This window comes from Vreelandella sedimenti, assembly GCF_013416325.1.
Lineage (GTDB): Bacteria > Pseudomonadota > Gammaproteobacteria > Pseudomonadales > Halomonadaceae > Vreelandella > Vreelandella sedimenti.
The window spans coordinates 266,194-290,768 of sequence record NZ_JACCGK010000001.1 but is presented as its reverse complement, the minus strand read 5'-3'; the positions used below and the strand labels follow the sequence as shown (position 1 = coordinate 290,768).

Annotated in this window: 26 protein-coding genes; 11 read left to right on the top strand and 15 right to left on the bottom strand. The window is 55.5% G+C overall.

Translation table 11 applies throughout. The features are described from left to right. Positions 1-23: 23 nt before the first annotated feature. Complete coding sequence (locus HZU72_RS01285; protein WP_235975876.1) at positions 24-320, top strand: hypothetical protein; 297 nt, start codon at positions 24-26, stop codon at positions 318-320. Then, positions 305-547, top strand: a complete 243-nt coding sequence (locus HZU72_RS01280; protein WP_180089404.1) for a hypothetical protein — start codon at positions 305-307, stop codon at positions 545-547. The genes HZU72_RS01285 and HZU72_RS01280 overlap by 16 nt, the downstream gene beginning before the upstream one ends. On the opposite strand, the gene HZU72_RS01275 is transcribed toward HZU72_RS01280, so the two are convergent. Next, the gene (locus tag HZU72_RS01275) at positions 519-1,481 is read right to left on the bottom strand and encodes a LysR family transcriptional regulator (RefSeq protein WP_180089844.1); all 963 of its coding nucleotides are present in this window, start codon (positions 1,479-1,481) and stop codon (positions 519-521) included. The genes HZU72_RS01280 and HZU72_RS01275 overlap by 29 nt on opposite strands. A gap of 159 nt (positions 1,482-1,640) precedes the next feature. On the opposite strand from HZU72_RS01275, the gene HZU72_RS01270 reads away from it, so the two are divergent. From HZU72_RS01270 to speB, 7 genes are read left to right on the top strand one after another with little or no spacing between them, the layout of a single operon-like run. Further along, the gene (locus HZU72_RS01270; protein ID WP_180089842.1) at positions 1,641-2,468 is read left to right on the top strand and encodes a transporter substrate-binding domain-containing protein; all 828 of its coding nucleotides are present in this window, start codon (positions 1,641-1,643) and stop codon (positions 2,466-2,468) included. 49 nt (positions 2,469-2,517) lie between these two features. Further along, entirely contained in the window at positions 2,518-3,174 is a 657-nt protein-coding gene (locus HZU72_RS01265) for an amino acid ABC transporter permease (RefSeq protein WP_180089840.1), read from the top strand. A gap of 13 nt (positions 3,175-3,187) precedes the next feature. Then, complete coding sequence (locus HZU72_RS01260) at positions 3,188-3,886, top strand: amino acid ABC transporter permease (RefSeq protein ID WP_180089838.1); 699 nt, start codon at positions 3,188-3,190, stop codon at positions 3,884-3,886. After that, positions 3,873-4,691, top strand: coding sequence for an amino acid ABC transporter ATP-binding protein (locus HZU72_RS01255; RefSeq protein WP_328735679.1), 819 nt, complete (start codon positions 3,873-3,875; stop codon positions 4,689-4,691). Before HZU72_RS01260 ends, HZU72_RS01255 begins: the two co-directional genes overlap by 14 nt. A gap of 57 nt (positions 4,692-4,748) precedes the next feature. Continuing rightward, a complete protein-coding gene (locus tag HZU72_RS01250; protein ID WP_180089836.1) occupies positions 4,749-5,468 on the top strand; it encodes a DUF1989 domain-containing protein in 720 nt (239 codons plus the stop codon). A 20-nt stretch (positions 5,469-5,488) separates the two neighbouring features. Further along, entirely contained in the window at positions 5,489-6,778 is a 1,290-nt protein-coding gene (locus tag HZU72_RS01245; RefSeq protein ID WP_180089834.1) for a M20 family metallo-hydrolase, read from the top strand. Positions 6,779-6,788: 10 nt separating this feature from the next. Continuing rightward, positions 6,789-7,775: an agmatinase gene (gene speB / locus HZU72_RS01240; protein WP_180089832.1), complete on the top strand. Its 987-nt coding sequence runs from the start codon at positions 6,789-6,791 to the stop codon at positions 7,773-7,775. Positions 7,776-7,904: 129 nt separating this feature from the next. Here the strand turns inward: speB and HZU72_RS23725 are convergent, their stop codons facing one another. Continuing rightward, on the bottom strand, positions 7,905-8,333 hold the full coding sequence (locus tag HZU72_RS23725) for a hypothetical protein (RefSeq protein ID WP_235975874.1): 429 nt from the start codon (positions 8,331-8,333) through the stop codon (positions 7,905-7,907). Between the two features lie 20 nt (positions 8,334-8,353). Beyond that, positions 8,354-8,827, bottom strand: coding sequence for a nucleoside recognition domain-containing protein (locus HZU72_RS23720; protein WP_235975872.1), 474 nt, complete (start codon positions 8,825-8,827; stop codon positions 8,354-8,356). Positions 8,828-8,952: 125 nt separating this feature from the next. On the opposite strand from HZU72_RS23720, the gene HZU72_RS01230 reads away from it, so the two are divergent. Beyond that, on the top strand, positions 8,953-9,411 hold the full coding sequence (locus tag HZU72_RS01230; RefSeq protein ID WP_180089830.1) for an Lrp/AsnC family transcriptional regulator: 459 nt from the start codon (positions 8,953-8,955) through the stop codon (positions 9,409-9,411). 290 nt (positions 9,412-9,701) lie between these two features. On the opposite strand, the gene hydA is transcribed toward HZU72_RS01230, so the two are convergent. The 12 genes from hydA to aptA form a co-directional block, all read right to left on the bottom strand. Then, a complete protein-coding gene (gene hydA / locus HZU72_RS01225) occupies positions 9,702-11,111 on the bottom strand; it encodes a dihydropyrimidinase (protein ID WP_180089828.1) in 1,410 nt (469 codons plus the stop codon). A gap of 84 nt (positions 11,112-11,195) precedes the next feature. Next, on the bottom strand, positions 11,196-11,597 hold the full coding sequence (locus tag HZU72_RS01220; RefSeq protein WP_180089826.1) for an allophanate hydrolase-related protein: 402 nt from the start codon (positions 11,595-11,597) through the stop codon (positions 11,196-11,198). A gap of 15 nt (positions 11,598-11,612) precedes the next feature. Then, entirely contained in the window at positions 11,613-12,494 is an 882-nt protein-coding gene (locus HZU72_RS01215) for a DMT family transporter (protein ID WP_180089824.1), read from the bottom strand. Further along, a complete protein-coding gene (locus tag HZU72_RS01210; protein ID WP_180089821.1) occupies positions 12,491-15,463 on the bottom strand; it encodes an FAD-dependent oxidoreductase in 2,973 nt (990 codons plus the stop codon). Before HZU72_RS01210 ends, HZU72_RS01215 begins: the two co-directional genes overlap by 4 nt. A 9-nt stretch (positions 15,464-15,472) precedes the next feature. After that, the gene (gene dapA, locus HZU72_RS01205) at positions 15,473-16,351 is read right to left on the bottom strand and encodes a 4-hydroxy-tetrahydrodipicolinate synthase (protein ID WP_180089819.1); all 879 of its coding nucleotides are present in this window, start codon (positions 16,349-16,351) and stop codon (positions 15,473-15,475) included. Positions 16,352-16,370: 19 nt separating this feature from the next. Next, a complete protein-coding gene (locus HZU72_RS01200) occupies positions 16,371-17,651 on the bottom strand; it encodes a TRAP transporter large permease (RefSeq protein ID WP_180089817.1) in 1,281 nt (426 codons plus the stop codon). After that, positions 17,648-18,169, bottom strand: coding sequence for a TRAP transporter small permease (locus HZU72_RS01195; RefSeq protein WP_180089815.1), 522 nt, complete (start codon positions 18,167-18,169; stop codon positions 17,648-17,650). The genes HZU72_RS01200 and HZU72_RS01195 overlap by 4 nt, the downstream gene beginning before the upstream one ends. A gap of 53 nt (positions 18,170-18,222) precedes the next feature. Then, positions 18,223-19,194 carry a TRAP transporter substrate-binding protein gene (locus HZU72_RS01190; protein ID WP_180089813.1) on the bottom strand — a complete coding sequence of 324 codons (972 nt, stop codon included), beginning with the start codon at positions 19,192-19,194 and terminating at the stop codon, positions 18,223-18,225. 260 nt (positions 19,195-19,454) lie between these two features. Continuing rightward, positions 19,455-20,120, bottom strand: coding sequence for a GntR family transcriptional regulator (locus tag HZU72_RS01185; RefSeq protein WP_180089811.1), 666 nt, complete (start codon positions 20,118-20,120; stop codon positions 19,455-19,457). 251 nt (positions 20,121-20,371) lie between these two features. Then, positions 20,372-20,992 (bottom strand): TetR/AcrR family transcriptional regulator, encoded by a 621-nt coding sequence (locus tag HZU72_RS01180; RefSeq protein WP_180089809.1) that lies wholly within the window; start codon positions 20,990-20,992, stop codon positions 20,372-20,374. A 94-nt stretch (positions 20,993-21,086) separates the two neighbouring features. Then, complete coding sequence (locus HZU72_RS01175; RefSeq protein WP_180089807.1) at positions 21,087-22,583, bottom strand: CoA-acylating methylmalonate-semialdehyde dehydrogenase; 1,497 nt, start codon at positions 22,581-22,583, stop codon at positions 21,087-21,089. A 46-nt stretch (positions 22,584-22,629) separates the two neighbouring features. Next, complete coding sequence (gene aptA / locus HZU72_RS01170; RefSeq protein ID WP_180089805.1) at positions 22,630-24,003, bottom strand: omega-aminotransferase AptA; 1,374 nt, start codon at positions 24,001-24,003, stop codon at positions 22,630-22,632. A 325-nt stretch (positions 24,004-24,328) separates the two neighbouring features. Between aptA and HZU72_RS01165 the strand changes: the two genes are divergently transcribed. Continuing rightward, on the top strand, positions 24,329-24,571 hold the full coding sequence (locus tag HZU72_RS01165) for a hypothetical protein (protein ID WP_041158699.1): 243 nt from the start codon (positions 24,329-24,331) through the stop codon (positions 24,569-24,571). The last annotated feature ends 4 nt before the right edge of the window (positions 24,572-24,575 follow it).

The window sequence follows — 24,575 nt, the reverse complement described above, 5'->3', positions numbered from 1 at the left end:
GATAAGAAGGATCGATACCACTCATGTTCCGCTCTCGAACCATTGCACTGTTTTCGCCGATGCTGCTTCTGAATCCGCTGCCCTATGTCTATGCTCAACAAACCGATGAGACCGCTTCAGAAACACTGATCGTCACCTCGGATCGCCTTACCGATGTAGCTCCGCAGAGCTATCGCGCCCAGCACTCTAGCCTGGCCAGCAAACAGCCGGTGTCGTTTTTGGAAGAGGCCCGCACCGTGGAGTCGATTACCGCCGTGTGCAATACACCGCCGGGGAAACCACCAGTACCGCCACTTTGGCTGGCATGCGCCACGACCTGACCGTCGGGATTGATCACGAACACCGCCGGGACTATTTGAGCGATGTGTATCGCGGCTCGGTGGTCACCGACCAGAATATTTATGATATGAGCTACGGTGGCCTGAACCTGCAGCTTAATGCCAAGAACCTGTTCGACACCACTTACTACCCCTCCCGCGGCGGCAGTACGCGCGTAGTGGTCGGCGACCCACTGGAAGTCAGCCTTCAGGCGTCGGTGAGGTTTTAAACAGCTCATCCCCCTTATAAGCCTCGACCAGATGCGATTGCTGCCAAAGACGGGCCACCAGCTCTTGAATAAAGGTGCGTACGATAAGTGAGGGACGCCGCCCGGCCCGGGTGACAACGCAGAAGGGAGAGGCAATCTCGACTTGCCCGGGCAGTAGTGCCTTGAGCTCGCCTCGCTCGACCCAATGGTTGGCATAGTAATGGGGAAGATTGCCGATAAAGTGGCCACTCAAGATCAACAGCGCCTGAGCCTCCATATTGGATGCATGGGCGCCCACCTGCGCATTGGGGAAGCTCTCAAGCTCCTGCAAATTGGCATAGGGCCTGACCACGAACGGATGCTCGATCACTTCTTCCACTGTCATCTGGTGGCCATCCCGCTCAAATAGTGGATGCCGCCGTGCACAGTAGATACCGTGCATCTCGGTATAGACCTGCCGATGCTGCAAACCCTCCATTTGCGCAGTTTCCGGAAGAATGCCCAATTGCACCTCACCATTGGCAATGTCGCCAATCAAGCGGTCAGGGCTGCCCACGGTAATGTTGAGGCGCGCCTTGGGGTTTTTGCGCAGGAATTCGCCAATCACCCCCTGCAAATCAAGATCCACATCCATAATGGTGTTATCGACTACCCCTAGCCGCAGCGTGCCGTAGACCGAGCTGCGTAGCTCGCTCATTTCACTATCAAAATCGTCCACCGATGAGAGCAGTAGTTTGGCACGCTCATAGACGATGGCGCCTCGCTCGGTCAGTTCAAACCCCTGCCTACCCCGACGACAAACGGTAAACCCCACCCGCTCTTCAAGCGCGCGGATATGGAAACTCACCGCGGACTGGCTCATGTGCAGTGCCGTCTGGGCACCAGCAAATCCACGATGTTCAGTGACGGCAAGGAACACGGAAAGGCTTTTCAGATCGGCGGCGGAGAGTTTCATCGGCATGCTCCACGTTAGTGCAAATAACATCAATAAAACGGGTATGAACATCGAAAGATAGCAATTTTATTGTTGCATCACACCTGCTTAACTCAAGGGGTTCTTGTTCAGTTGGCCTTCGCCGCTGGTTCGAGCCTCACTACTCCAAGGAGCATCCCCATGCAACGCATCCCTACCATTACCGCTGGCCTCCTTCTTGGCGTCAGCTTCGCCACCACCGCCCACAGTGACTTACTTGATGATATTCGCTCGGAAGGCACCTTTACCGTAGGCACGGAAGCCCGCTTTGCGCCGTTTGAGTATATTGAAGATGGCGAAATTGTCGGCTACTCCGCCGATATCATGGAACACATCATGCCCGAGCTTGAGGGCGTCGAACTGATCCGCATGGACCTGCCCTGGCAAGGCATTCTACCGGGACTGGAGCGCGAACGGTTTGATTACGTGATCACCTCGGTAACCGCCACGCCGGAGCGCATGGAACGCTACCACTTAAGCGCCCCGATTGCCGACGCCACCATGGCGATTCTTAAACGCGCCGGTGAAGAGGGTATCAGCTCACCGGAGGATATTGCCGGTAAGGTGGCCGCCGCCCAAGCGGGCTCGGCGCAGTTGGATGCGTTGGAAGCCTTGGCCGCCGAGCTAGAGGAAGCGGGCACGCCCGTTGAGGACATTCGCACCTATACAGGCGTTGACGAAGCCTATGCCGAGCTGGGAACCGGGCGTGTCGATGTGGTGATCAACAGTCTCCCCAACCTGCTCGAAGCAGAACGCACCCGTCCAGATGTGTTTGAAGTCGTGGGCACCTTCGGTGACCCGGTTTACTTCTCCTGGGCCGGGCGCGATAACGAAGAGAGCGCGTCGCTTAATGCCTTTATGGATGAGCAGATTCAACGCCTCAATGAAGACGGCACCTTGGATGAACTCCAGGAGAAGTGGTTCGGCAGCCCAATGGATTTACCGTTAGAACTGCCAGCGGCTGAGTAAAACAGCCTGACGTTAACCGAGCCGCGCTACTTCGCTTTCTGGATGACCCATGCTTGAGATCCTGCTCAACCACTACCCTGTGCTGCTTGAAGGCTTGGCCACCACCTTGGTGGTCTCGCTTTCCGCCATCGCCCTGGGCCTGGTGCTAGGTGTCTTGCTGGCCTTCGGCCTGACCAGTCGCCATGGTTTGGTACGCTGGCCCTGCGGACTTTACCGTAGCTTTTGGCGCGGCACCCCCATCCTGCTGCAACTGCTGCTGGTCTACTATTTGCTGCCCGAAGTCGGCATTGAGATCGCGCCGATTTCAGCCGCTATATTGACCCTGACCCTCAATACGGCAGCGTTCCAGTCGGAAATTTTCCGCAGCGGCATCAGCCATATTCCCGCAGGGCAAATCGAGGCGGCGCGCATGGCGGGCATCTCCTCCTGGCAAACCCGCAGGCGCATCATCATGCCTCAGGTCTTTCGCCTTACCCTGCCACCCCTGACCAACGAGATCATCACGATTCTCAAGAATTCATCGCTGATCTCGGTGATCGCAGTCACTGAACTGATGCGCGTTAGCGAGCAAATCGCCTCACGCACCTTTCAACCGCTAGAAACGTACTTGGCTGCCGCGCTGCTGTATCTCGCGGTCAATTTGGTGCTGGCACTACTCAGCGCTCACTTGGAACGCCGGATGACCGGCGGTTTGGCCACCGACTAGGAGAGTGCCCGCTATGTTTGATATTACCCTGCTATGGGAAGTGCGTGGCCTGATCCTGCAAGGTTTCTGGAACACGTTATGGATCTGCTTTACAGGCTGCCTACTGGCGCTTTCGCTGGGACTGGTACTCGCCGCGCTGCGGCTCGCCAACCCGCGCCTGTTCGGCTACCCGGTCGCCTGCTATGTAGAGCTTTGCCGCGGCACTCCTCTGCTGATTCTGCTGTTTCTGCTCTATTACGGCGGCCCCAGCATCGGCTTGACGCTGAGCGCCAGCGTCGCAGGCGTTATGGGGCTCGGCCTCTATGGTGCTGGCTATTTTGCGGAAATTTATCGTGGCGGCTTCAAGTCGATTCCCAAGGGCCAGTTGGAGGCGGCGCGGATGCTCGGCATCTCTCGCTGGCATGCGCTGACACACATTCAGATTCCGCAAATGGCACGCTTGATCGTGCCGCCTGGCACCAATCAGTTGATCATTCTGGTGAAGGAGTCCGCCCTGATCTCGATCATCTCGGTGGACGACCTGACCAAAAACGCCACCACGATCGTCAACCAGACCTTTCAAGTCATCGAGCCCTACTTGGCCGTTGCCCTGCTCTACTGGCTAATGATCGAACTGATTGCCCGTGGTGGCTATGCGCTGGAAAAACGCCTGGCCAATCGTCAACCGCGCCCTGCCTCTCAACAAGGAGCCACTCCCCATGCCCATGGCTGACACGCTCTCGCCATCATCGCCCCCGCGCCAAAAGTCGATTGTTGAGGCGCACGGCATCAGCAAACAGTTTGGCGACCTGGAAGTGTTGACCGATATCGACTTCAGTCTCGCTCCTTCCGAAGTGGTCTGTGTGATTGGCCCTTCGGGTTCCGGCAAATCAACACTGCTGCGCTGCCTGGCATTTTTGGAGCCCTATGATCATGGCAGCGTGTATATCGACGGCCAACTGCTGGGCTATGAGGACCGCAACGGCAAACGCGTGCGCACCAGCGAAAAGCGCGTAGACGACGTACGTGCGCCAGTGGGCATGGTATTTCAACACTTTCACCTTTGGCCCCATCGCACCGCGCTGGAGAACGTGACCGAAGCGCTGCGGCTGGTCAACGGCCTTTCCCGCCAGGAAGCCGACACGGAAGGCATGGCCATGCTGGAGCAGGTCGGCCTTTCTGATCGGGCAGGCCATTTCCCTGAGAGCCTTTCCGGTGGCCAGAAGCAACGAGTGGCGATCGCGCGGGCGCTCGCCATGAAACCCAGAGTGATGTTTTTTGATGAGCCCACGTCGGCGCTTGACCCTGAACTCGTCGGTGAAGTGCTGGATGTCATGAAAAAGCTGGCCGCCGATGGCATGACCATGGTGATCGTCACTCACGAAATGGGCTTTGCCGCCAATGTCGCCAACCGTGTGATCTTTATGGATCAGGGACGCGTCGTAGAGAGCGGCCCACCCGCCACGCTATTCCGTCAGCCAAAAAGCGAACGCCTTCAGCAGTTTCTCAACACCTGGCGCGAGCGCAACATCGATTAGCGATGCCTGCAACAACCACCCCAATGCAAGACTTTTCTATTGATCAAGGAGCACCCGATGAACGCTGATTCACGCTTTGACCACGCTCGCATTGAGCAACTGCCGCGCAGCAACAGCGAGCCCTGCGGCCACAACCATACGCTGGAAACACCGATCTCCCCAGACGGCACGCCGGTACTGGGTGAACGCTACGAAGTCGCTGCCCGCGGTGGACGGGCAGTCCGCCTGAAAGCAGGTCAAACCATCCGCATTATCAATACCCATGGTACCCAAGTGTGCGATACATGGGCGTTCAGCAGCGACAACGTCAACGAGTTCATGTCCTGGGAACACGGGCGTGCTTGGTTGAGCGCACTGATCCCCCGCGTCGGCGATCCGCTGATAAGTAACCGTCGCCGCCCAATCATGACCCTCACTGCCGACACTTCACCGGGTATTCACGACACGCTAATGGCCGCCTGCGACCTGTTTCGTTACATGACACTGGGTGTCGAGGGTTACCATGACAGCTGTGCCGATAATCTCCGCTTAGCCCTGAAAGCGATCGGTGTGGACACTCCCGAAGTTCCCCAGCCACTCAACCTATGGATGAATATTCCCGTTAATGAGCAGATGAAAGTCGACTGGTGCCCGCCGGTTTCCAAACCCGGTGACTATGTGGAGCTACGCGCCGAGATGGACTGTATCGTGGCCATGTCCGCCTGCCCGCAAGACATTATCCCCATCAATGGAGCAGAGTGCGTACCTGTCGAGGTACATTTCGAAGTCTACGAATAAACATCGCCTGGGAGAGCCTGATGACAAGCCGCCGTAATGAGCCAACCGACAAGCCCGCTATCGACCTGGCGACCCTCGCTGCAGCGGTAAGTCCAGAACGCCTAGCCAATGACCTGGCAACGGTAGCGATGATGGGCGGCCGTTCAGATGGCGGCGTGGCACGCCTAGCACTTGATGACAATGACACCCGCGCACGGCTATGGCTGATTGAGCAGGCCAGCGCCCTGGGTGCCAAGGCAAGCGTAGACGCTATCGGCAACGTGTTTCTTGATGTGCCCGGTAGCGACCCCGCGCTTGAGCCTGTCGTCACAGGCAGTCATTTGGATAGCCAACCGGCGGGGGGTAAGTACGATGGTGCGCTGGGCGTGCTGGCAGGACTCGAGGCACTACGTGCACTGAAACAGGCGGGCTTTAACCCACGCCGTCCTCTATCGCTGGTGAGCTGGACCAATGAAGAGGGCGCTCGCTTCTCCCCAGGCACCTCCGGTTCGGCGGTATTCTGCGGCGTACGCAGTCTGGAGGAAACCCGCCAGATTGAAGACAGCGAAGGCGTCAGCCTGGGGAGTGTATTGGATGCATGTCTGACGAAACTGGATTCAGCAGGCATTCCCCGCCGCCCGCTGACAACGCCGATGCACGCCTTTCTTGAGCTGCATATTGAGCAAGGCCCGATTCTGGAACGTGAAGGTGCTGCCGTGGGCGTGGTCGAAGGTATCCAGGGTGTCAGTTGGTTTGAAGTCACCGTATCCGGGAGCGCCAACCACGCGGGCACTACACCGCGGTCATCGCGCCGTGATGCGTTGGAAGGCGCTTGTGCGCTGGCAACTGCCCTGAGGGAAGCTGCCCGGGATGGGGAAGACCGTGTGCGATTTACCATTGGTAAGTTTGCCGTCAGCCCCGGCTCGGTGAACACCATTCCCGACCAGGTCACCTTCACTATTGATTTGCGCCACCCCGAAGCCGCCACGCTAAAGGCGCTGGAAGCCGAATTCAGTGACCTCGCTCAGCAGTCCTGGGCGGGCTGCAACGCCACGCTGACCCCGCTATCGCGGGTTGATCCCGTCGGATTTCCCGCGACCCTCACCGCCCTGCTTGATGATACCGCCCACGAGCTGGGCATGCCCGCACCGCGTCTAGTATCGGGTGCCTTTCACGATGCGATTCACCTCGCCAAACACTGCCCGACGGCAATGCTGTTTGTGCCCTGCCGCGATGGCCTTAGCCACCACCCTGATGAGCATACCGAACTCGATGATGCCGTGGCGGGCACTCAACTACTGGCCGCCAGCTTGGCGAGCTTAACCCGATAAGGAGAGCGAAATGGCTAAAGGCACCGACGGTACTCGCCGCAATGCCGCCACTGGCGAACACTATCTACCCCACCATGAGCCGCGCTACCGCGAAATAGCCAGTTTCTTGCGAGCACCGCTAGCCGACACATTGAAGGAACTTGATATTGCCCTGGTGGGCATCCCGTTTGATGGCGGTGTCAGCAACCGTCCAGGCGCTCGCCATGGCCCACGGGAGATTCGCAACCAGTCGAGCATGATGCGCAGCCTGCACCATGTTACCCGGCTGGATCCCTTTGCTCAGGCACGCATTGCCGACATCGGCGATGTACGCTTCTCATCGATCTACGACCTTGCGCAGGTCTCTGATGATATTGCCGCTTATTACTCAGCTATTCGCCGAGCAGGGGTTATCCCGCTAAGCGCCGGGGGCGACCACTCCATCACCTACCCCATCCTGCGCGGCTTGGCAGCCGATGACCCGGTAGGCTTGATCCATATCGATGCCCACACCGACACCTGGGACGAGTTTCAAGGCTCGAAATTTCACCACGGCGGTCCCTTCCGGCTCGCCTGCGAAGAGGGCCTTATCGATCCCAAACGCACGGTGCAAATCGGCATTCGCGGTGCCCAAAACACCACCCAGGGCTGGGATTACTCCGCAGCGAACGGCATGCGGGTGATGTTTATGGAGGAAGTGGATGCGCTGGGGATTGAAGCGACGGTCGCTGAAGCACGCCGCGTTATAGGCAATGGCCCAGTATATCTATCCTTCGATATCGACAGCATCGACCCCGCCTTCGCCCCTGGCACCGGCACCCCTGAAGTAGGTGGCCTCACCAGCCTGCAAGCACTTCAGCTAGTGCGCGGCTTTCGCGGTTTACCGCTTATCGGCGCCGATGTAGTGGAAGTCTCCCCACCCTTCGACCCCAGCGGCAACACGGCCCTGCTTGGCGCGACCGTTATGTACGAGCTTTTGTGTTTGATTGCTGAGCAGGTAGGCTCGGAGAGGGATTAATCTCCCGCAAAACGCTACGAGTGAAGTGGCTGAATCGAATAGTGGACAGTGTTTTTTTATCAGCTTGGGCGTATATATTTTGCGTTAATGGTAGCCAGTGTAGTTGCCTATTGATTGTTGATCGTGGTTTTAGGCCAGCGGGCAATCATAGCGGTAACAATAATGGCAAAGAGTAACCGTGCCCATAAAATGCCCGCTATATCGGCCCAGCATCAAGATCAGCAGCGTGTCTTCTATAACGCTATGGCAGAGGCCGAGAAAGCACAGTGCAAGCGTGCTATCGCGCTTGCTAAGCACCCCGTTCTGCACATACCGAATCAGCAGCCCTGCGCCATAGCTTAATCCCAACGTAAAACCAATCACCGTTACATTAGCTGCCGAACGGCCAATACCTAATAGCTTGAGGAGCGGTAGCAAGCCAAGATGAATCCAGCGCTCCAGGCCGAGCTTTTTCAGAAGTTTTAGGAGCACAATCAGCGCTAAAATAATCACAAAGATCAGCGCTAGCGTTTCAAGCTGTGCAATAGCCCAACTGCTTAGCGTTGGCGCTGTCGGCAAGCTTGGTTGCCATACCAATGCTACTGGCGCTGCAACAAACCAAAATACGAATAGAAGCAGTGCAAGAGCCAAGCAAGCAACAAAGCCCCACCTACGCGCAGAACTAACGTAGCCCACCACGGTACGCCAGCGCGCTTGGCAACGGCCCCCTCAACAGGAATTGAGTATCCTACCAGCATTAATGCACCCAGCACTGTCACTTGCTCGGCACTCAAGTGCATATCACCAGCTACTTGGAGAAATACCGCAATGGCGGTGTACAAGTTGGTAAAGAGCGCCGCCGACCACACAACGCCCAACTGCTCGGGCAAACCGAGTATGCTCATTAAGGGAACTAATACCTTTCCCAGCCAGCCGATAACACCCAAGAGCTCTAATGCTTTGACGATAAGCAATGCTGGAATCAGGATTTTGAGCAGCTTCAGGTACACGCGCAGCGCGTCTTGTAATAGGTGAGTTACCCAAGCCCATAGATGATGAATTTTTATCTGCATCAAGCCCCCGTTGCCATCATTTGAACAACGGTTATGATAATGGGGCTGGCGCAGAATATTCTTTTCAATTGCGTACTAACAATCACTATTCGTTCTTTATGAGCTCAGAAAAGACATTTTATTTCATGGACGCCATTGATCGACGAATCCTTGACCAGCTTCAGCGTAACTCCAGCCTGGCCAACCAGGCGCTAGCGGACGAGATAGGGCTTTCACCCTCTGCCTGTTTAAAGCGGGTTAATCGACTGCGCGATACTGGAATAATTGAGCGTGAGGTGGCACTAATCAACCCTGACGCCCTAGGGCAGTGCCTTCACATGGTGGTGGAAGTCACCATGGAGAGGGATGACAAATCACTCTACCAGCGTTTTTTAACAACAGCGCTGAGCGCCCCTGAAGTGAAGCAGTGCTATCAGGTAACCGGCGAGTGTGATTTTGTATTAATCGTGACAGTCGCTGATTTAGATGAGTACGACAGTTTCTGTGATCGCGTGCTCTATGGCGATGACAACCTGCGCAAGTTCCGCACGCTACTGTCGCGTAAGCGGCATAAGTTTGATGCGTCGGTGCAGCTCAGTCGTTGAGTGCTGCTCACGCCGTCAACCCAATCCCTCGCAAAATCACTTAGGTCACCGACTGAACGGCTTTTTCAAACTGTAGGTCGTCCAGCGGTTGGTCGTCGTTAAGCAGGTAGATCAGATAGACACCAAACAAAGCACCGGCGCGGAACGACGGTGCTGAGAAGATGCCATGGTTGGCGGTGTTGCAAGCGCCGACACTCCTTCCTTGTTATAAAGCGCTCATAATTCCTTTGTATTTGGAGTCTTGATGCCTTCGCTCACTAACACTCAATGTTTCAGGCCTCACAAACCCGTTATGTAGGTATCAGGCTTGATTTACCTCGAGAGATGAACTTACCTTTACCGGCGCTACCTACCGGCCGACCGTTTTCTGCTACCACCTCGCCGTTGGAAATTACAGTGACGGGATAGCCTTTTAACTCCATGCCTTCGTAAGGGGTGTAATCACAATTATGGTTAAGCATAGACTGCGATAGCGTTACGCATTTGTTAGGATCCCAAATAGCGATATCTGCATCGGAACCAATGGCGATGGTGCCTTTGCGAGGATACATGCCATACACCTTGGCATGGTTCGTCGCCGATAGAGCAACAAACTGATTCAGGTTGATGCGCCCTTCCGAGACACCTTTACGGAACAGAATTGGCAAACGCGTCTCAACACCAGGAATACCGTTGGGTACATACTTAAAACTGGTATCAGACCCCGCTTTTTTCTTACCAGTGTCGCTCTCATAGATAAATGGACAATGGTCAGAGGTAAATGTAGAAAAAACGTCTCTTGCCAGCGCATCCCAGCAGGCTTTCTGGTTGGCTTTATCTCTTGGCGGCGGGCTGCAGACATACTTGCTCCCCTCCATATTGGCGTTGTCCAAGTCGTCCGCAGTTAGCGTTAGATACTGAGGACACGTTTCAGCGTAGATGGGCAAGCCACGGCGCTTAGCCCACTCGATCTGCTCAATGACATCACCACCGGACACATGCACGACAAATAACGGCACATCCACCAGCTCGGCAAAGCTGATAGCGCGATGGGTAGCTTCGCGTTCGACCACGATAGGTCGTGATTCTGCATGGCCTCGTGGACCCGCTTGACCTGCCTGTTCAAGGCGCTCGGTCATCTGCTGGATAGCGTCGAAATTCTCCGCATGAACCATAGTCAGAGCCCCTTCGCGACGGGTTGCTTCCATCACTTTAAAGATTTCAGCATCGTTTAATGCCATGTCCTGATAAGTCATGAAAATTTTGACCGACGTAACCCCGTCCTGAACCACCTGGGGTAAATCCTTTTCAAGCGCCTGAGGCGTTGGGTCGGTAATAATGGCGTGCAGTGCATAATCGATATAGCACTTGCCCTTTGCGCGCTGGTGATGCTCTTCGACCGACTTAAGAAGCGACTTTCCTCGCTCTTGAAGGGAGAAAGGGATAACTGTCGTGTTTCCGCCGCAAGCCGCCGAACGCGTTCCTGACTCAAAATCATCAGCCATGACGCTGCCATCGCTGGTCGGCTGTGCCAGGTGCACGTGGCTGTCAATGCCACCCGGCATGACCAGTAAACCGGTGGCATCAATCTCCCGATCTGCCGCGCCTAACTTGTCCGCTAATGCCACCACCTTACCGTTTCTGACACCGACATCGCATAGCATGGTATCGCTTGCGGTAACCACGGTTCCGTTACGGATGATCAAATCAAATCCGGTCATAAAAGGTGCCTTTACTATTATAGTGATACGTTAAACTTCACTAGCTCAGCTATCTTTACTCGATGTTCGAGCAACTGTTAGAAGCTATACTTTTTTGGTAGCGAGATATTTAAGCCAGCCACCTTGGTCGCTAATATCCACAACATCATCGCCATCGATTTCCTCGGCACGCATTTTCATGCTCAAAGAGCCACTGCCATCTTCAAGTTCAATAACACCCAGTTCCAATTCAGAAGGTTCATTGGGAAGCAATGACTCTCGGAGCTGCGCATAAGTGACTTCATAGATCTCCCCTGGAATAGATTGCCCGCCTTCATCAACAGGCCATAGTCCAGGAAACTCGTCGCGCACAGAGTAAAAGCGATACTTTGAAGCAGTATTAACGGCGCCTAGAAACTTGGCTTCCTCTAAAGCAAAATTGATACTTCCGCCAGACATCGCCTGACCGTTAACAAACATCAAAACTGTCTTCGTTTGTTCACTCATAAGTTTTCTCCCTATTTAATGTTGATGGCGCTCATTGATAATGAGGTAACCACCTGCCATAGCGACAAGGCCTGCCCCGATAAACGTGGCTTTAGTGGGATAGTCGCCGAAAAACCAGTATCCAATGAGCGTGGCCCAAATAAGCTGTGAATATAAAAAAGGCGATACCAGAGACGCTGAGGCCGACCGCATGGCCTCGATCAGCGCGAAATGGCTAAGCGCCCCTAGCACGCCAATCAGCACGAACAAGGCAATGTCTTCGCTTTGCACAGGTACCCAGAAAAAGGGCACCGCCAGCGTGCTCACCAGGCCGCCAGCGGTGGCGGTATACAACAGTGACGTAAGCGCTGAATCCTGGGCGGCAAAGTAGCGCGTCGCCAATTGATAGAGCGCAAAGCAGACCGCCATGCCGACCGGCAACAGAAGATTGGCGTTCAGGCCTCCCACGTCGGGCTGTACGGCAATCAAGACGCCTGAGAATCCGCACACGGCCGCCAGCAGGCGCTTGGCGCCGACCTTCTCTTTCAAAAGCGGTATTGCCAGTAGCGTGACGATCAGCGGTGAGCTGAAGTTGACGACGTAGACCTGAGTAAGCGGCAAAACCCGCACCGACAGGTACGCAAACAGCGTGGCGCCAAGCAGCAGCAACCCCCGGCCAAACTGACCCCAGGGCGCACGGCTTTCGAGCTCGGCCCGAGTGAGCCGCCCCATGATGGCCAGCAGTGCTACCAGCACGATCAGGTGAACGCTGTAGCGCGACCACGCCAGCTGCACCGGCGAGTAGTGATCGCCCAGATACTTGGCCAGAGAGTCCATGCCCACGAAAAGTGCTGCAGCGGCGAGCATACAGGCAATGCCGTGAAGCGGACGCTGTGCTGGCATAGTTACCACGCTCATGTGACCGGCTGCCCTTCAAAACGATTGAGCGAAAAAGGCGTTAGATCCCAATCGCTCTTGCCACGCGTAATCAAATCCGCCGTGATACGCCCAACCAACGGCCCCAGGGTAAAGCCATTGGACGTGACGGCGTTGTAAAAGCCCGGGCGGTGAGGTACCTCTCCCAATATGGGCGCACCGTCTATGTTGATATTGATCGCCGCCCAGGTGCGCAACACGCGCAGCTGATTCAACGCTGGCAGCACGTGCTGGGCAACCCACAGGTTGCCTTCGATACTTTCCAAAAGCGGGCGTTGATAGCCAAAGGGAATACTCAGCCCCGCCGGCCATCCGCCACCAATGATCACGTTTCCGTTGGCCGCCTGCTTCAACGTCAGGTGGCGGTCGGCGTGGGCAAGTAGCACATCCACGATGGGATCGGCGGCTTCGGTGACGATCATCTGCAAAGGGGCCGCATGAACGGGTACGTGCACCCCGGCTAGTTTGCCGATCGCCCCCGCCCAGGCGCCGGCGGCATTCACTACCTTATTCGCCCGATAGCAACAGCCGCTACTGGTGGTGACCAACCACTTGCCGTTGGTATGTTCCACCTTGTGAACCCCATCACCGGTAAAAAAGCGAGCCCCGGCCTGCTTGGCCGCCCGAACCAGGGCGGGAGTGGCGAGCAGCGGGTTAATTTTCCCCTCCTCGCTACACCACGCCCCTCCGACCACAGCATCAGTAATCGCGGGCAGCTTACGCTCGATATCGCCGCGGCCAACAATCTGTGTATCGATTCCCAGCGAGCGCTCCAACGCCGCTTTTCTTTCAAGAAAGCGCATCTGCGCGTCGCTTTCAGCCACCATGATGCCGCCACTGCGTTTGAACTCGATATCGCTATCGAGCTCGCAAGCCAAGGCCTCCCAAAGCGAGGCGCTGGCTTTTTGAAGCGGCAGCGTGCTGGCGGCGGGACCGCCTCCCCTTTCGGCTTTCGCGCCAAAGTCGAACGACAGCAGCTGAACGTGCAGGCTGCCCGCGTTGGCGCCAGATGCCTGCCCGTTGGGCAGGCCGCGATCGAGTACCGCCACCTCCACCCCTTGTTTAGCCAGCTCCATAGCGGTAGAGCTTCCAGCAACGCCGGCGCCTATCACCAGCACGTCGACCTCGATAAGGGGTCGATAATCGGTAGGCTGATGGCGAGCAGGCATTACCGGCGGCATCACGCGCCGGTGCCCGGCCCACTCGCCCTTTTCGATGGCCAGGGCCCCGATGGCAACCGGCTTGATCGGATTTTGCGGTGCCGGCAGATCAAACTGACTGCTCAATTTTTTATCGGTGGCGATCAGCATGCTAACCGTCGAGGCACAGTAGCGCCCCTGGCAGCGCCCCATGCCCGCGCGGGTCTGACGTTTGATCGAGGCCACGTCGCTACACGCATCGCGCCCACTCAGAATCTCTTTGGCGGTAATGCCTTCGCAGCGGCAGACGATCGTATCATTGGTAACGCCCGCCAGCGGCTTGAGCGGCGATGCAAAGGCGCCCCACAGCGCCTTTTGAAAACGTCGATGCTTTCGCTGTCGGGCCTGCCATGTCGAGGTGGGAGCATTCGTGTGATAACCACAGTGATTGGCAGCGGCAATGCCCGAAAGCGCCCCCTGGGCGAGGGCCAGTTGGGCGCCGCCGAATCCGCCAGCCTCACCGGCAACGAAAACGCCCTCGACGTTGCAGCTGCCGTCCGCCGCGCGCTCAGCTGAAAGCACCTTGAGGGCTGAAGTCGTGGCGGGCGCATAGAGGTGCTCGACCCCTAGCAGCCGGCTGATTTCGGCCTGCGGCTGGAAGCCATAGCCAAGACCTACCGCCTTGACGTCAAGCTGCCGGGTCGGTTGCCCCAGTTCGCCCACGGAAGTAACCGGCGCCAGCACTACGCTTTCGACGGCGCTTTCGCCCTTGATCTCCGCAATCGCGTAGCCATCGAAAATAGGTATGCGAGCACGCTTGAGGATAAGCAGGTAGCCAAGCCCGGCGCCGATCAAGGACGGCGCATGGCGAGTCGCCTGCCCGGTCTGGGTAAATGCAGTCAGTGACGTCAGCTTTGCACTTTCCACTACCCCCGCCACTTCGACGCCCGCCGAAACCAGTTCTGCCGCGACCTGCAGGTTGAGCGGCCCGTTGCCCGCGACCAGAATAGGCCCGGGCGGTGCCGTGCGGTAGGAGCGCAGTAGCGTTTGCAGTCCGCCGGTGGTCATCACGCCGGGAAGCGTCCAGCCGGGTACGGGGTAGGGCCGCTCGGTGGCGCCGGTGGAAATGACAATGGACCGGGGCTCGACGATCAGCGCCTGGCCGTTTCGCTCGACCCCGATTTGAAGCTGATCGGCACGCTCACGAAACGCTCCCCAGACCAGCGTATTGCGCCACTGCTGAACGTCCGCTTTTTCGAGTTTATCGATTAGCGCACGACCCGCCTGCATCTGCTTATCCGGCGCATTGCCGTCTTGTGTTGAATAGGCCGATGACAACTGCTTGAAATACTGACCACCCAGACTTGTGCGCTCATCGATCAAGAGTACGCTCGCCCCCGCCTCCCGCGCCGAAAGCGCGGCCTGCAAACCGGCAGGCCCTCCCCCGATGACCAGCACATCGGTCGTCACCACCTCAGACGACGCTGCTCGGACAGCGCTTTGACGCTGCTTCTCGATATCGAACGGGGTTTTGTAGGGATGGCGCTTGACCGACTGATTCTGCTGAACAGGCGTCATGCAGGCGCGCACACCGGAGTGGCCGTCAACGCTGACCAGGCACTCGAAACACGCGCCCATGCCGCAATAATGACCATGGACTCCCCCCAGGCGGCCTTCCCGATGAGACAGGTGCCCCACGCCAACAAGTGCAGCCCCCAGGCTTTGACCTTCAACGGCGCTGACCTCCTCGCCTTCGAAAGTAAAGGTAATCTCTTTAGCTTTTTTAGATATCCTGCTTCCCAGCGCGTCCATTAAAGCCTCCTATTTCAAAGAAAGCTTGCGAACGATGTCATCAGCCCACACCTTGTCTTCACGGGGCGAGGGAAGCCGCGGAGGACGCGGATGCCCAACGCTTTTCCCCATCGACTCGAGCAGCGCCTTGGTGCCGGATACGTAGCGATGGCCGAACACGAAATCAATGACCGGTAGAATGTGGTGATACACCTCCCTGGCGCGATCCAGATCCTTTTCCACCACCGTGGCGGTGTATAGATCGGCAAACTCCTTAGGCATAACGTTGGAGCCAACGGCTACCCAGCCGATCGCGCCTTCCACGTAGGATTCAAACCCCAGCACCCCGCCAAACACGCCTATCTTATCGCCGCATAGCCTCAAAATGTCGCGCACGCGCGTAATCTCTAGCGTCGACTCCTTGATGTAAGCCACGTTTTCGATCTCGGCAAGCCGTGCCACCGTTTCGGGCATCATGTCCACGTTGGCCGCATTGGGGTTGTTGTAGATCATAATTGGCAGCGAGACGGCGTCGGATACCTGCTTGTAGTGGTGATAGAGCTCGACTTCGGTGGGACAGCTGTAGTAAGGCGGAATGATCATCAGTCCGTCCGCGCCAAGCTGTTCGGCTTCCTGGCTGTAACGAATAACATCATTGGTATTTTCAGCGCCGGTACCTACCAGCACGGGAACGCGACCGCCGGCTTGATCGATCACGGTCTTGGCCACCAGACGGCGCTCGTCGTCGGTCATTGAAAGAAATTCACCGGTACTACCAAGCGGGATCAACCCGTGGATGCCCTGCTCAATCTGCCAATCGATAAACGTGCGCAGTCTCTCTACGTCGACTTCCAGGTCTTTATCGAAAGGTGTAATAAGAACACTATAAGTACCAGCAAACTGGGACATTTAATTCTCCGACTCAACGTTAACGGGTTCTAAATAAATCGGGTAAGGCGGTCACGACAGATGGGACGTAAGTCGCCAGCAGAAGCACGGCCAGCATGAAACTCAAGGGCAGGATGATTTTGCCCGCTACGCGCATGATGGGGCGCTGGGCGATACTGCTGGCGACAAACAGCGTGATGCCGTAGGGCGGCGTGATCATGCCGATGGAAAGGTTGATGATGATCACCACGCCCAGATGCAGCGGGTCGATACCGTAGCTCTGCGCCACGGGCATCAACACCGGCACCAGGATCAATATGGCGGCAATGCTTTCCATGAACATGCCGACAAAAATCAGCCCGACATTGAGCAGAGCCAGAAATACCCAGGGATTGTCGGACAAAGACTGCAGAAAACCCACAAGCAGTTGGGGCACGCCTTCTCTGGCGACCAGCCACGAGAAAATGTTCGCCACGGCAATGATCATCATCACGGATGCCGAGATACTCGCCGCCCGCAGTATCAGGCGAGGCAGATCACGAAACTTGAGCTCTTTATAGATAAAGAGCCCCACCAGAAGTCCGGTCGCAACAGCGACCGAGGCGGCTTCGGTCGGAGTAAAAACGCCCCCGACAATACCTCCGATGATGATGATGGGCATCAGAAAAGCCGGAATGGCCCTCAAGGCGGTCGCCCCCAGTTCCTTCAAGGAGAAAGGCTGCACCTGGCTATACACACCGCCATAACGCCGGGCGTGAAAATACCCCGCCAGCAACAGCCCCAGCGCCATTAAAAACCCTGGTACGACACCGGCGATAAACATATCGCCTACCGAGACATTACCTACCGAGGCCAGCACGATCATCATGATGGAGGGAGGAATGACGGGCCCCAGAGAGCCCGCCGCGGCCATCAAACCGGCGGCAAAGTCGATATCGTAACGGCGCCTTCTCATCTCGGGCAGCATTAGAGAGGCGGTGGCCGCCGTATCCGCAGAGCCAGAACCCGACACGGCGGCAAGGCCAGTGCCCGATACGACGGACACCAGCAGCAGCGACCCTCGAATCCAGCCGACCAGCGCGGTTGCAAAATCGATCATGCGACGTGCAATACCGCCGCGCTCCATCAAAAGCCCTGACAGGACGAAAAACGGAATGGCCATGATGGTAAAACTGTCCAGACCCGCGAACAGACGCTGGGGAATAATGCTGCTAGGTATCCCCTCGCCCACCAGCACAAGACTCGCCGAGACGCCCATGGTAAAAACGATGGGGGCACCGGCAATTAAAAGCAGTACGAATAACACCATGACCATGATCATAATGCGGTTTCCTCATTATTATTGTCAGCGCACTCTTTAGCGAAAATCTTCTTTAAATAGGCAATACTGAATTCGAGGAAGAAATAGCCAAGCCCTACCGGCAGGGAGAGATAAGGTATCCACATGGGAATACCCAATGCCGACGAAGTCTGAATCTGACCAATTTGAAGTAGCCGCTGGCTGGCGAGAATAGCCAGCCATAAAAACCAGCTGCCCAAAAGCAGAATAAAAAGTGCGGTAATTCGCTTGAGGATATCGGGCAAAACGTCATACAGGATATCAACGCCAATATGTAACTTTTCACGCATGGCAATACCGTCGGCCAAAAAGATAACCCATATCTGGGCGAAGGTAGCCGTTTCTGCCGCACCAGCCACGGAAAATCCGAAGACATACCGTCCTGCCACAAGCGTCAGTATTGCGACGACCATATAGCTGAAAAGGACAACGACACATACGGCAATCAAGAACCTGATACCGTGCAGCACTCGCTCAGCCACTTGCACTATAGGTGCCATAATTACCCCCTGAAGTAGCAGGGCTATATCAATAGCCCTGGCTCTCTAAACTGCTAGCGTAGTTGCTCAATGACGTCCAAAAGCTCTTGCTTCTGATCCGTATCGACGAATTCGCTATAGACCGCCTGAGACCTTTCGCGGAAGGGTTCGATTTCAGGCTGGGTAAACTCAACGCCGGCACTTAAAAGCTCTTCACGGATGCGCGCGTCCATCTCGGCATACACCTGTCGCTCGTATTGAGCGGACTCTTTACCTGCAATCATCACAGCCTGCTGCACATCTTCGGGCAGACTTTGGAAGCGCTCCTCAGACATGATGAGATCCGCAACCAACGTGGTCCAGCTCACTTCGGCAAGGTATGGCGCTACTTCGTAAAATCGCTGCGCCTGATAGTTGGTGAAGGCAGCTTCAGCGCCATCCACCACACCGGATTCTAGCGCCGCATAAAGCTCGCTGTAGGCAAGCGGCGAGGCATTAGCCCCAAACTCGTTGAAAGCGGCAACATGGGCCGGAATCTGCATGGTTCTAATGCTTTGCCGCTCCAGGTCTTCGATACGGTTAACTGGCTCCTTGGTCACGATATGTCGAACGCCCGCCTCGTAAAAGCCCAGTAGCTTGAAGCTGCTCTCTTGCATGGAGTCGGCTAGGCGCTCGCCTACCTCACCGTCCATAACGCGATACATGTGCTGACGGTCATCAAACAGGAAAGGCAGATCGAAAATCGACAGTTCAGAAACGAAGTTGGTCAAGACACCGTTAGTGGGGACAGCAATATCCAGAGTACCTAAAAGCAACCCCTCAATCATTTCGCGCTCGTTACCCAACTGATTGTTAGGAAATATCTGCACTGTAACTTCACCGTCTGTTTCGCGCTCTACAACTTCAGCAAACTTCTCCAAGCCTTTTTGATAAGGCTCAGTTAAATTGGCCGAGTGCCCAGCTCTCAGCACGATGCTTTCAGCCCAAGAAAACGTGGAGTAAACAGAGGCAAGTGCAACAATCCCAACAGCTATAGATTTTTTCATAATTATCTCTCTTAGACGTTGACAGTCCATTTGTAGACCAGTGGTATACCAGCTGTCAAATCATAATGCTGGGTAAGCAAATTTGCTGTTATGCTCCAAAACGGTGAGGGAAAAATCGAACTGCACAAATGATGTGCACTTGTGAGTTTTTGAAGACTTTTTTAACTTGTGAACTTCATCAACAAGCTAAAAAAAGCTTTTCTAACGCTTAACTGTAGGCCACTGCGCACCAGATTAGCACTTGCAACCTTAACTAAAAATTATATCGCTTCAAAAATATTTCTCTTCGTTTCACGCAAATGATCGTGCATGGCCTTACGCGCCTTTTCAGGATTACCTTCTACGATGGCTTCAATAATGGCCATATGGGCGTCATAACCTGGAAAAGTTCTAGCGGGCAGAGTCTGGTTTTCGAATATTTGTGTTGTCTTTCTCAGCTCGGAGATAATTTTGAACAGCACTTCATTCCCTGTTGCCTGTGCAATACCCATATGAAGCGTCTGATCAAATTCCCACTGCTGCTTGGGCCCTAACTGCTTGGAGCTACTAATTAAGTTGAGTTTTTCCACCCAGTCTGCGATCACCTTGGTTTTCGACTTAGCTGCCGCTAGGGCCGCCGCTTCTGGTTCAAGCAACTCGCGTACCTGTAGCGCAGCCACATATTCATTGATGGCAATTTTTTTTACGCCGATAGTACGAGCATTCAATCGTATCAGCCAACCTTCTGCCTCAAGGCGTCTTAGGGCTTCACGAACAGGCGTACGTGACATATCAAGCTCATCTGCCAAGCGCCTCTCTTGGACAATATCGCCCCCCGATAGCTCACGAGCGAGGATCATTTGCATGATGGCCTCATATGCAACGCTAGATAATCCACCCTGCTCGGCTCGCTCGCTTTTCTCATTATCATTAAATGCTAGAAACACACATTTCCCTCTCTGTTTAAAAATACGAATAGCACTTTGTCTCGACTATTTTAGCGAGCTTTGTGAAACCATCACTAGGACTATTTTGGCTGCGTTGACCTCAATCACCTATTACAATGCTCAAAAAATCACCATAGTCAAAACAAAGCTTTGATGACATAAAAACTACCAACATAAGCATTTTCAGATTGAAAATTTTTTTAAACCACTTAATTACCAGTAAAAATTAAAACGGTTTTTAGTTTATTTGGCTAAGCCGTCAGCCCAATCCCGCGCAATATCACCGAGGTGACCGACTGTACAGCTTTTTCGAACTGCAGGTCATCCAGCGGTTGGTCGTCGTTGAGCAGGTAGATTTGGTAGTCAAAATCAGCGTAGTGCTGGGTGGAGGCCCAGATCATATAGAGCAGATAGGAAGGCTCGACGGGGTTGATCTGCCCGGACTCCACCCATTCGCGAATTTTTGACTCTTTAAGCTTGGCCCATTCGTAGAGGTTGTCACGCAGGCGCTCTTTAAGAATAGGCGCGCCCTGCATCACCTCGGCTGCCCATATTTTTGAGCCATGAGCGCGATTGCGAGAGTGGTTCATCTTGGCGCGGATATAGGTGGAGAGCACTACGCGGGGGTCATCGTAGAGCTCGAAGCAGAGCGCATCCTGTTTCCACACCTCGAGAAGCTCTAACAGAACATCTTGATACAACGCATTTTTGGTCGAGAAGTAGTAGTGCACGTTGGACTTGGGGATCTCTGCCAGTTGTGCGATTTCGCCCATGGAGGCACCTGCGTAGCCTTTTTCGGCAAACAACTGCTCTGCCGCCTGGAGAATCTTTTTTACGTTGGTTTGCCGAATTTCGTCCTGGGTTCTCGCCACGCTGTTCTCGTCCCTATACGTCTGAAGTACGCACCAAAAAAAGCACCATCGCAGGGCGACGGTGCTGAGAAGATGTCCTAGTTACTCTAAGACGTCAACTTTGATTGTTGGGGAACGAGAACTCGGCCCGGGTGGCCTCGCTCACCGACGGCCAGCGCTGGGAGACCGCCTTGCGGCGAGTATAGAAGCGCACCGAGTCCGGCCCGTAGGCGTGAAGATCCCCAAACAGCGAGCGCTTCCAACCACCAAAGCTGTGGTACGCCACGGGCACCGGGAGCGGCACATTCACGCCCACCATGCCAACCTCGATACCGTCGGTAAAGCGGCGGGCAGCTTCGCCATCGCGGGTAAACAGGCAAGTGCCGTTGCCATACTCGTGGTCGTTGATCAGGTGCATGGCGTCATCCAGGCTACCCACGCGCACCACGCAAAGCACCGGCCCAAAGATCTCTTCCTGGTAGATGCGCATTTCGGCGGTGACGTTATCGAACAAGCAGCCGCCCACGAAATAACCCTCTTCATAGCCTGGGACTTGAAGGTCGCGACCATCGGCAACCAGTGTCGCGCCAGCCTTTACGCCATCTTCGATGTAGCCGAGGACTTTATCCCGGTGCTCAGCGGTCACCAGCGGCCCCATATCCAGATCCCGCTTGGTGCCAGGGCCAACTTTTAGTTGAGCGATTTTAGGAAGTAGGGTTTCAACCAAGCGGTCTGCGGTCTCATCACCCACGCATACCGCTACCGAGATCGCCATGCAGCGCTCCCCGCAGCTACCATAGGCCGCACCCATCAGCGTGTTGGCAGCGTTTTCCAGGTCGGCATCCGGCAGCACCACGGCGTGGTTCTTCGCCCCACCCAACGCCTGAACGCGTTTACCCGCGGCGGAACCACGAGAGTAGATCGCCTCAGCCACTGGCGTTGAACCGACAAAGGAAATAGCTTTAACGGCCTTGGCATCCAACAGCGTTTCCACCGCTTCGCGACCGCCGTGGACTACATTCATTACACCTTTGGGCAGCCCCGCTTCTTGAAGCAGTTCGGCTACCGCCATGGCCGCCGAAGGGTCTTTCTCCGAAGGCTTCAATATAAAAGTATTACCACAGGCAATCGCCATGGGGTACATCCACAGCGGCACCATGGCGGGGAAGTTAAACGGGGTAATGCCCACCACCACACCCAATGGCTGGAAGTTTGACCAGGCATCAATGCCTGGCCCTACATTGTGGGAATACTCTCCTTTGAGCAGCTCTGGCACCCCACAGGCGTACTCGACGTTCTCAATGCCGCGCTTGAGTTCGCCCATGGCGTCTTCGGGAGTTTTGCCGTGCTCTTCACTGACCAGCTGTACCAATCGGTTAGCGTTCTCTTCAAGCAATTGCTTAAAGCGGTACATCACCTGAGCGCGCTTAGCGGGCGGCGTATCGCGCCAGGCGGGAAACGCCTCTTGGGCGGCGGTAATGGCGCGCTCTACATCGGCGACATTGGCATCCGCCACTTGGCGAATCACTTTGCCTGTGGAGGGGTTGGTGACATCCAGCGTACGCTTACTTTCAACTAACTCGCCGTTAATCAGGTGGGAAACAACGCTCATATTTAAACTCTCTGAAATTTAGGTCAGTCGGTTATGCCAGCGAATCTTAGGCTAACGCATCCAGGGTGGTGGCCACGGCGTCGAACAGCCGCTCTAGCTCGGCCTCGGTGGTGCCAAAGGGAGGGCCAAACTGCAGCGTGTCGCCGCCGTAACGCACGTAGAAGCCTGCTTCCCAGAGCGCCATGTGAGCATCGCGGGGACGGATCGTTGGGTCGCCTTCCCGGGGCGTTAGTTGGATGGCACCCGCTAAGCCGTAGTTACGAATATCGACAACGTGATTGCGCCCTTTCAAGGCGTGTAGCTTCTGCTCAAAGGTAGGTGCGATGGCGCTGACCTGAGCAGGGAAGTTTTCACGCTCCATCATCTCAAGCGCCGCCAGACCCGCCGCGCAGGCCACCGGATGGGCGCTGTAGGTGTAGCCATGGGAAAACTCAACAGCGTGCTGGGGGCCACCGGCGTGCATAAAGGTATCGAAAATCTCGCTGGAAGCGATCACCGCGCCCATGGGAATTGCGCCGTTAGTGATCTGCTTCGCCACGTTCATGATATCCGGCGTGACGCCAAAGGCCTCGGCGCCTGTGGTCGCGCCGCTGCGCCCAAAGGCGGTAATCACTTCATCGAAAATCAGCAGGATGTCGTGGGCAGTGCAGATCTCACGCAGCCGATCCAGGTAACCTTTCGGCGGTACAATTACCCCCGCCGAGCCGGACATCGGCTCAACAATTACCGCGGCAATGGTGGAGGCATCATGGAGAGCGATTTGATCGAGCAATGCATCGGCAAGCTCGGCACCGGTTTCCGCTTGGCCACGGGTGAAGGCGTGACCCGCTTGAAGGGTGTGCGGCAGGTGAGTTACATCCATCAACTGACCGTAGTGTTTGCGATTGCCACCGATCCCACCCAGACTGGTGCCGCCAATGTTGACCCCGTGGTAGCCCTTGGCGCGGCCAATCATGCGGGTCTTCTCTGGCTTACCTTTTAGCCGCCAATAGGCCTTGGCCATTTTGACCGAGGTATCTGCGGCTTCTGACCCCGAGTTGGTGAAAAACACATGGTCAAGCCCGGCAGGCGTCAGGCTTGCAACCTTTTCCGCCAGCCTGAACGCCAACGGATGGCCAATTTGAAAACCAGGTGCAAAGTCGAGACTGCCTAGCTGCGCCGCCACGGCTTTCTGTATCTCTTCACGGTTATGCCCCGCACCGCAGGTCCATAGCCCGGAAAGCGAATCAAACAGCTTACGGCCCTGGTCATCAATGTAGTAGCGCCCTTCCGCCCCGGCGATAACCCGCGGATTGGCATGGAAGTCGCGGTTAGCACTAAACGGCATCCAGTAGTGCTGATTAAGCGCCGTTTTAGAAGACCCCTCCTCCATAGAAGAGCTCGATGCTTCAGGCTTCGTTTTGCTTTTTATTCCAAACATGCTGTCCAGCTCCATCGCTATAAGACTTGGTCTCAGCATGCGCCAGCAAACACGTTTATAAAATTACGCTTTTCTTTTGTTCACGTTAGAGAATCTATACGTAACAAGGCATCTTGACGTGCTTCTTGAACTTGACGCCGGTTAAAAAAGCATCTACTCATTATATTTATACGAATAAATACAACAAATCCATGGAGCACGCCCAGCCAGTACTTGGCACCGATAACGTTGCTTCCAAGAAGCTCGCTGTTGGTGGCTGCGTACTGAAAATACCGCTCACAAACTCAATATAAACAATTCACTATGGACATAGGGCAAACTCGCTATGAAATATTTAACTCCCCTCAAGCTGTCGATTTACAGCGTCATGCTTTTCAGTTTCTTTATGCTGGAAAGCCCCGTCATTATGTTGGCTAACCGCATAGAGCCCCTGTTGATGGGTATCCCCTTTTTGTTGGTATGGAACTTGTTTTGGTGGTTTGTGCTAACGGCGCTTTTTTTGGTGGCCTATTTCACCAACTGGGGCAGCCCAACATCGACACCGGAAAGCGCCACTAAACAACACTAAGACG

Coding starts and splice junctions, on each gene's coding strand:
- HZU72_RS01280 (WP_180089404.1), top strand. CDS start 305: ATGCGCCACGACCTGACCGTCGGGATTGATCACGAACACCGCCGGGAC.
- HZU72_RS01195 (WP_180089815.1), bottom strand. CDS start 18,169: ATGGCACCTATAGTGCAAGTGGCTGAGCGAGTGCTGCACGGTATCAGG.
- HZU72_RS01190 (WP_180089813.1), bottom strand. CDS start 19,194: ATGAAAAAATCTATAGCTGTTGGGATTGTTGCACTTGCCTCTGTTTAC.
- hydA (WP_180089828.1), bottom strand. CDS start 11,111: ATGACCGGATTTGATTTGATCATCCGTAACGGAACCGTGGTTACCGCA.
- HZU72_RS01165 (WP_041158699.1), top strand. CDS start 24,329: ATGAAATATTTAACTCCCCTCAAGCTGTCGATTTACAGCGTCATGCTT.
- aptA (WP_180089805.1), bottom strand. CDS start 24,003: ATGTTTGGAATAAAAAGCAAAACGAAGCCTGAAGCATCGAGCTCTTCT.
- HZU72_RS01245 (WP_180089834.1), top strand. CDS start 5,489: ATGACAAGCCGCCGTAATGAGCCAACCGACAAGCCCGCTATCGACCTG.
- HZU72_RS23720 (WP_235975872.1), bottom strand. CDS start 8,827: ATGCAGATAAAAATTCATCATCTATGGGCTTGGGTAACTCACCTATTA.
- HZU72_RS01230 (WP_180089830.1), top strand. CDS start 8,953: ATGGACGCCATTGATCGACGAATCCTTGACCAGCTTCAGCGTAACTCC.
- HZU72_RS01200 (WP_180089817.1), bottom strand. CDS start 17,651: ATGATCATGGTCATGGTGTTATTCGTACTGCTTTTAATTGCCGGTGCC.
- HZU72_RS01260 (WP_180089838.1), top strand. CDS start 3,188: ATGTTTGATATTACCCTGCTATGGGAAGTGCGTGGCCTGATCCTGCAA.
- HZU72_RS01215 (WP_180089824.1), bottom strand. CDS start 12,494: ATGAGCGTGGTAACTATGCCAGCACAGCGTCCGCTTCACGGCATTGCC.
- HZU72_RS01255 (WP_328735679.1), top strand. CDS start 3,873: ATGCCCATGGCTGACACGCTCTCGCCATCATCGCCCCCGCGCCAAAAG.
- speB (WP_180089832.1), top strand. CDS start 6,789: ATGGCTAAAGGCACCGACGGTACTCGCCGCAATGCCGCCACTGGCGAA.
- HZU72_RS01270 (WP_180089842.1), top strand. CDS start 1,641: ATGCAACGCATCCCTACCATTACCGCTGGCCTCCTTCTTGGCGTCAGC.
- HZU72_RS01250 (WP_180089836.1), top strand. CDS start 4,749: ATGAACGCTGATTCACGCTTTGACCACGCTCGCATTGAGCAACTGCCG.
- HZU72_RS01175 (WP_180089807.1), bottom strand. CDS start 22,583: ATGAGCGTTGTTTCCCACCTGATTAACGGCGAGTTAGTTGAAAGTAAG.
- HZU72_RS01275 (WP_180089844.1), bottom strand. CDS start 1,481: ATGAAACTCTCCGCCGCCGATCTGAAAAGCCTTTCCGTGTTCCTTGCC.
- HZU72_RS01210 (WP_180089821.1), bottom strand. CDS start 15,463: ATGGACGCGCTGGGAAGCAGGATATCTAAAAAAGCTAAAGAGATTACC.
- HZU72_RS01265 (WP_180089840.1), top strand. CDS start 2,518: ATGCTTGAGATCCTGCTCAACCACTACCCTGTGCTGCTTGAAGGCTTG.
- HZU72_RS01220 (WP_180089826.1), bottom strand. CDS start 11,597: ATGAGTGAACAAACGAAGACAGTTTTGATGTTTGTTAACGGTCAGGCG.
- dapA (WP_180089819.1), bottom strand. CDS start 16,351: ATGTCCCAGTTTGCTGGTACTTATAGTGTTCTTATTACACCTTTCGAT.
- HZU72_RS01285 (WP_235975876.1), top strand. CDS start 24: ATGTTCCGCTCTCGAACCATTGCACTGTTTTCGCCGATGCTGCTTCTG.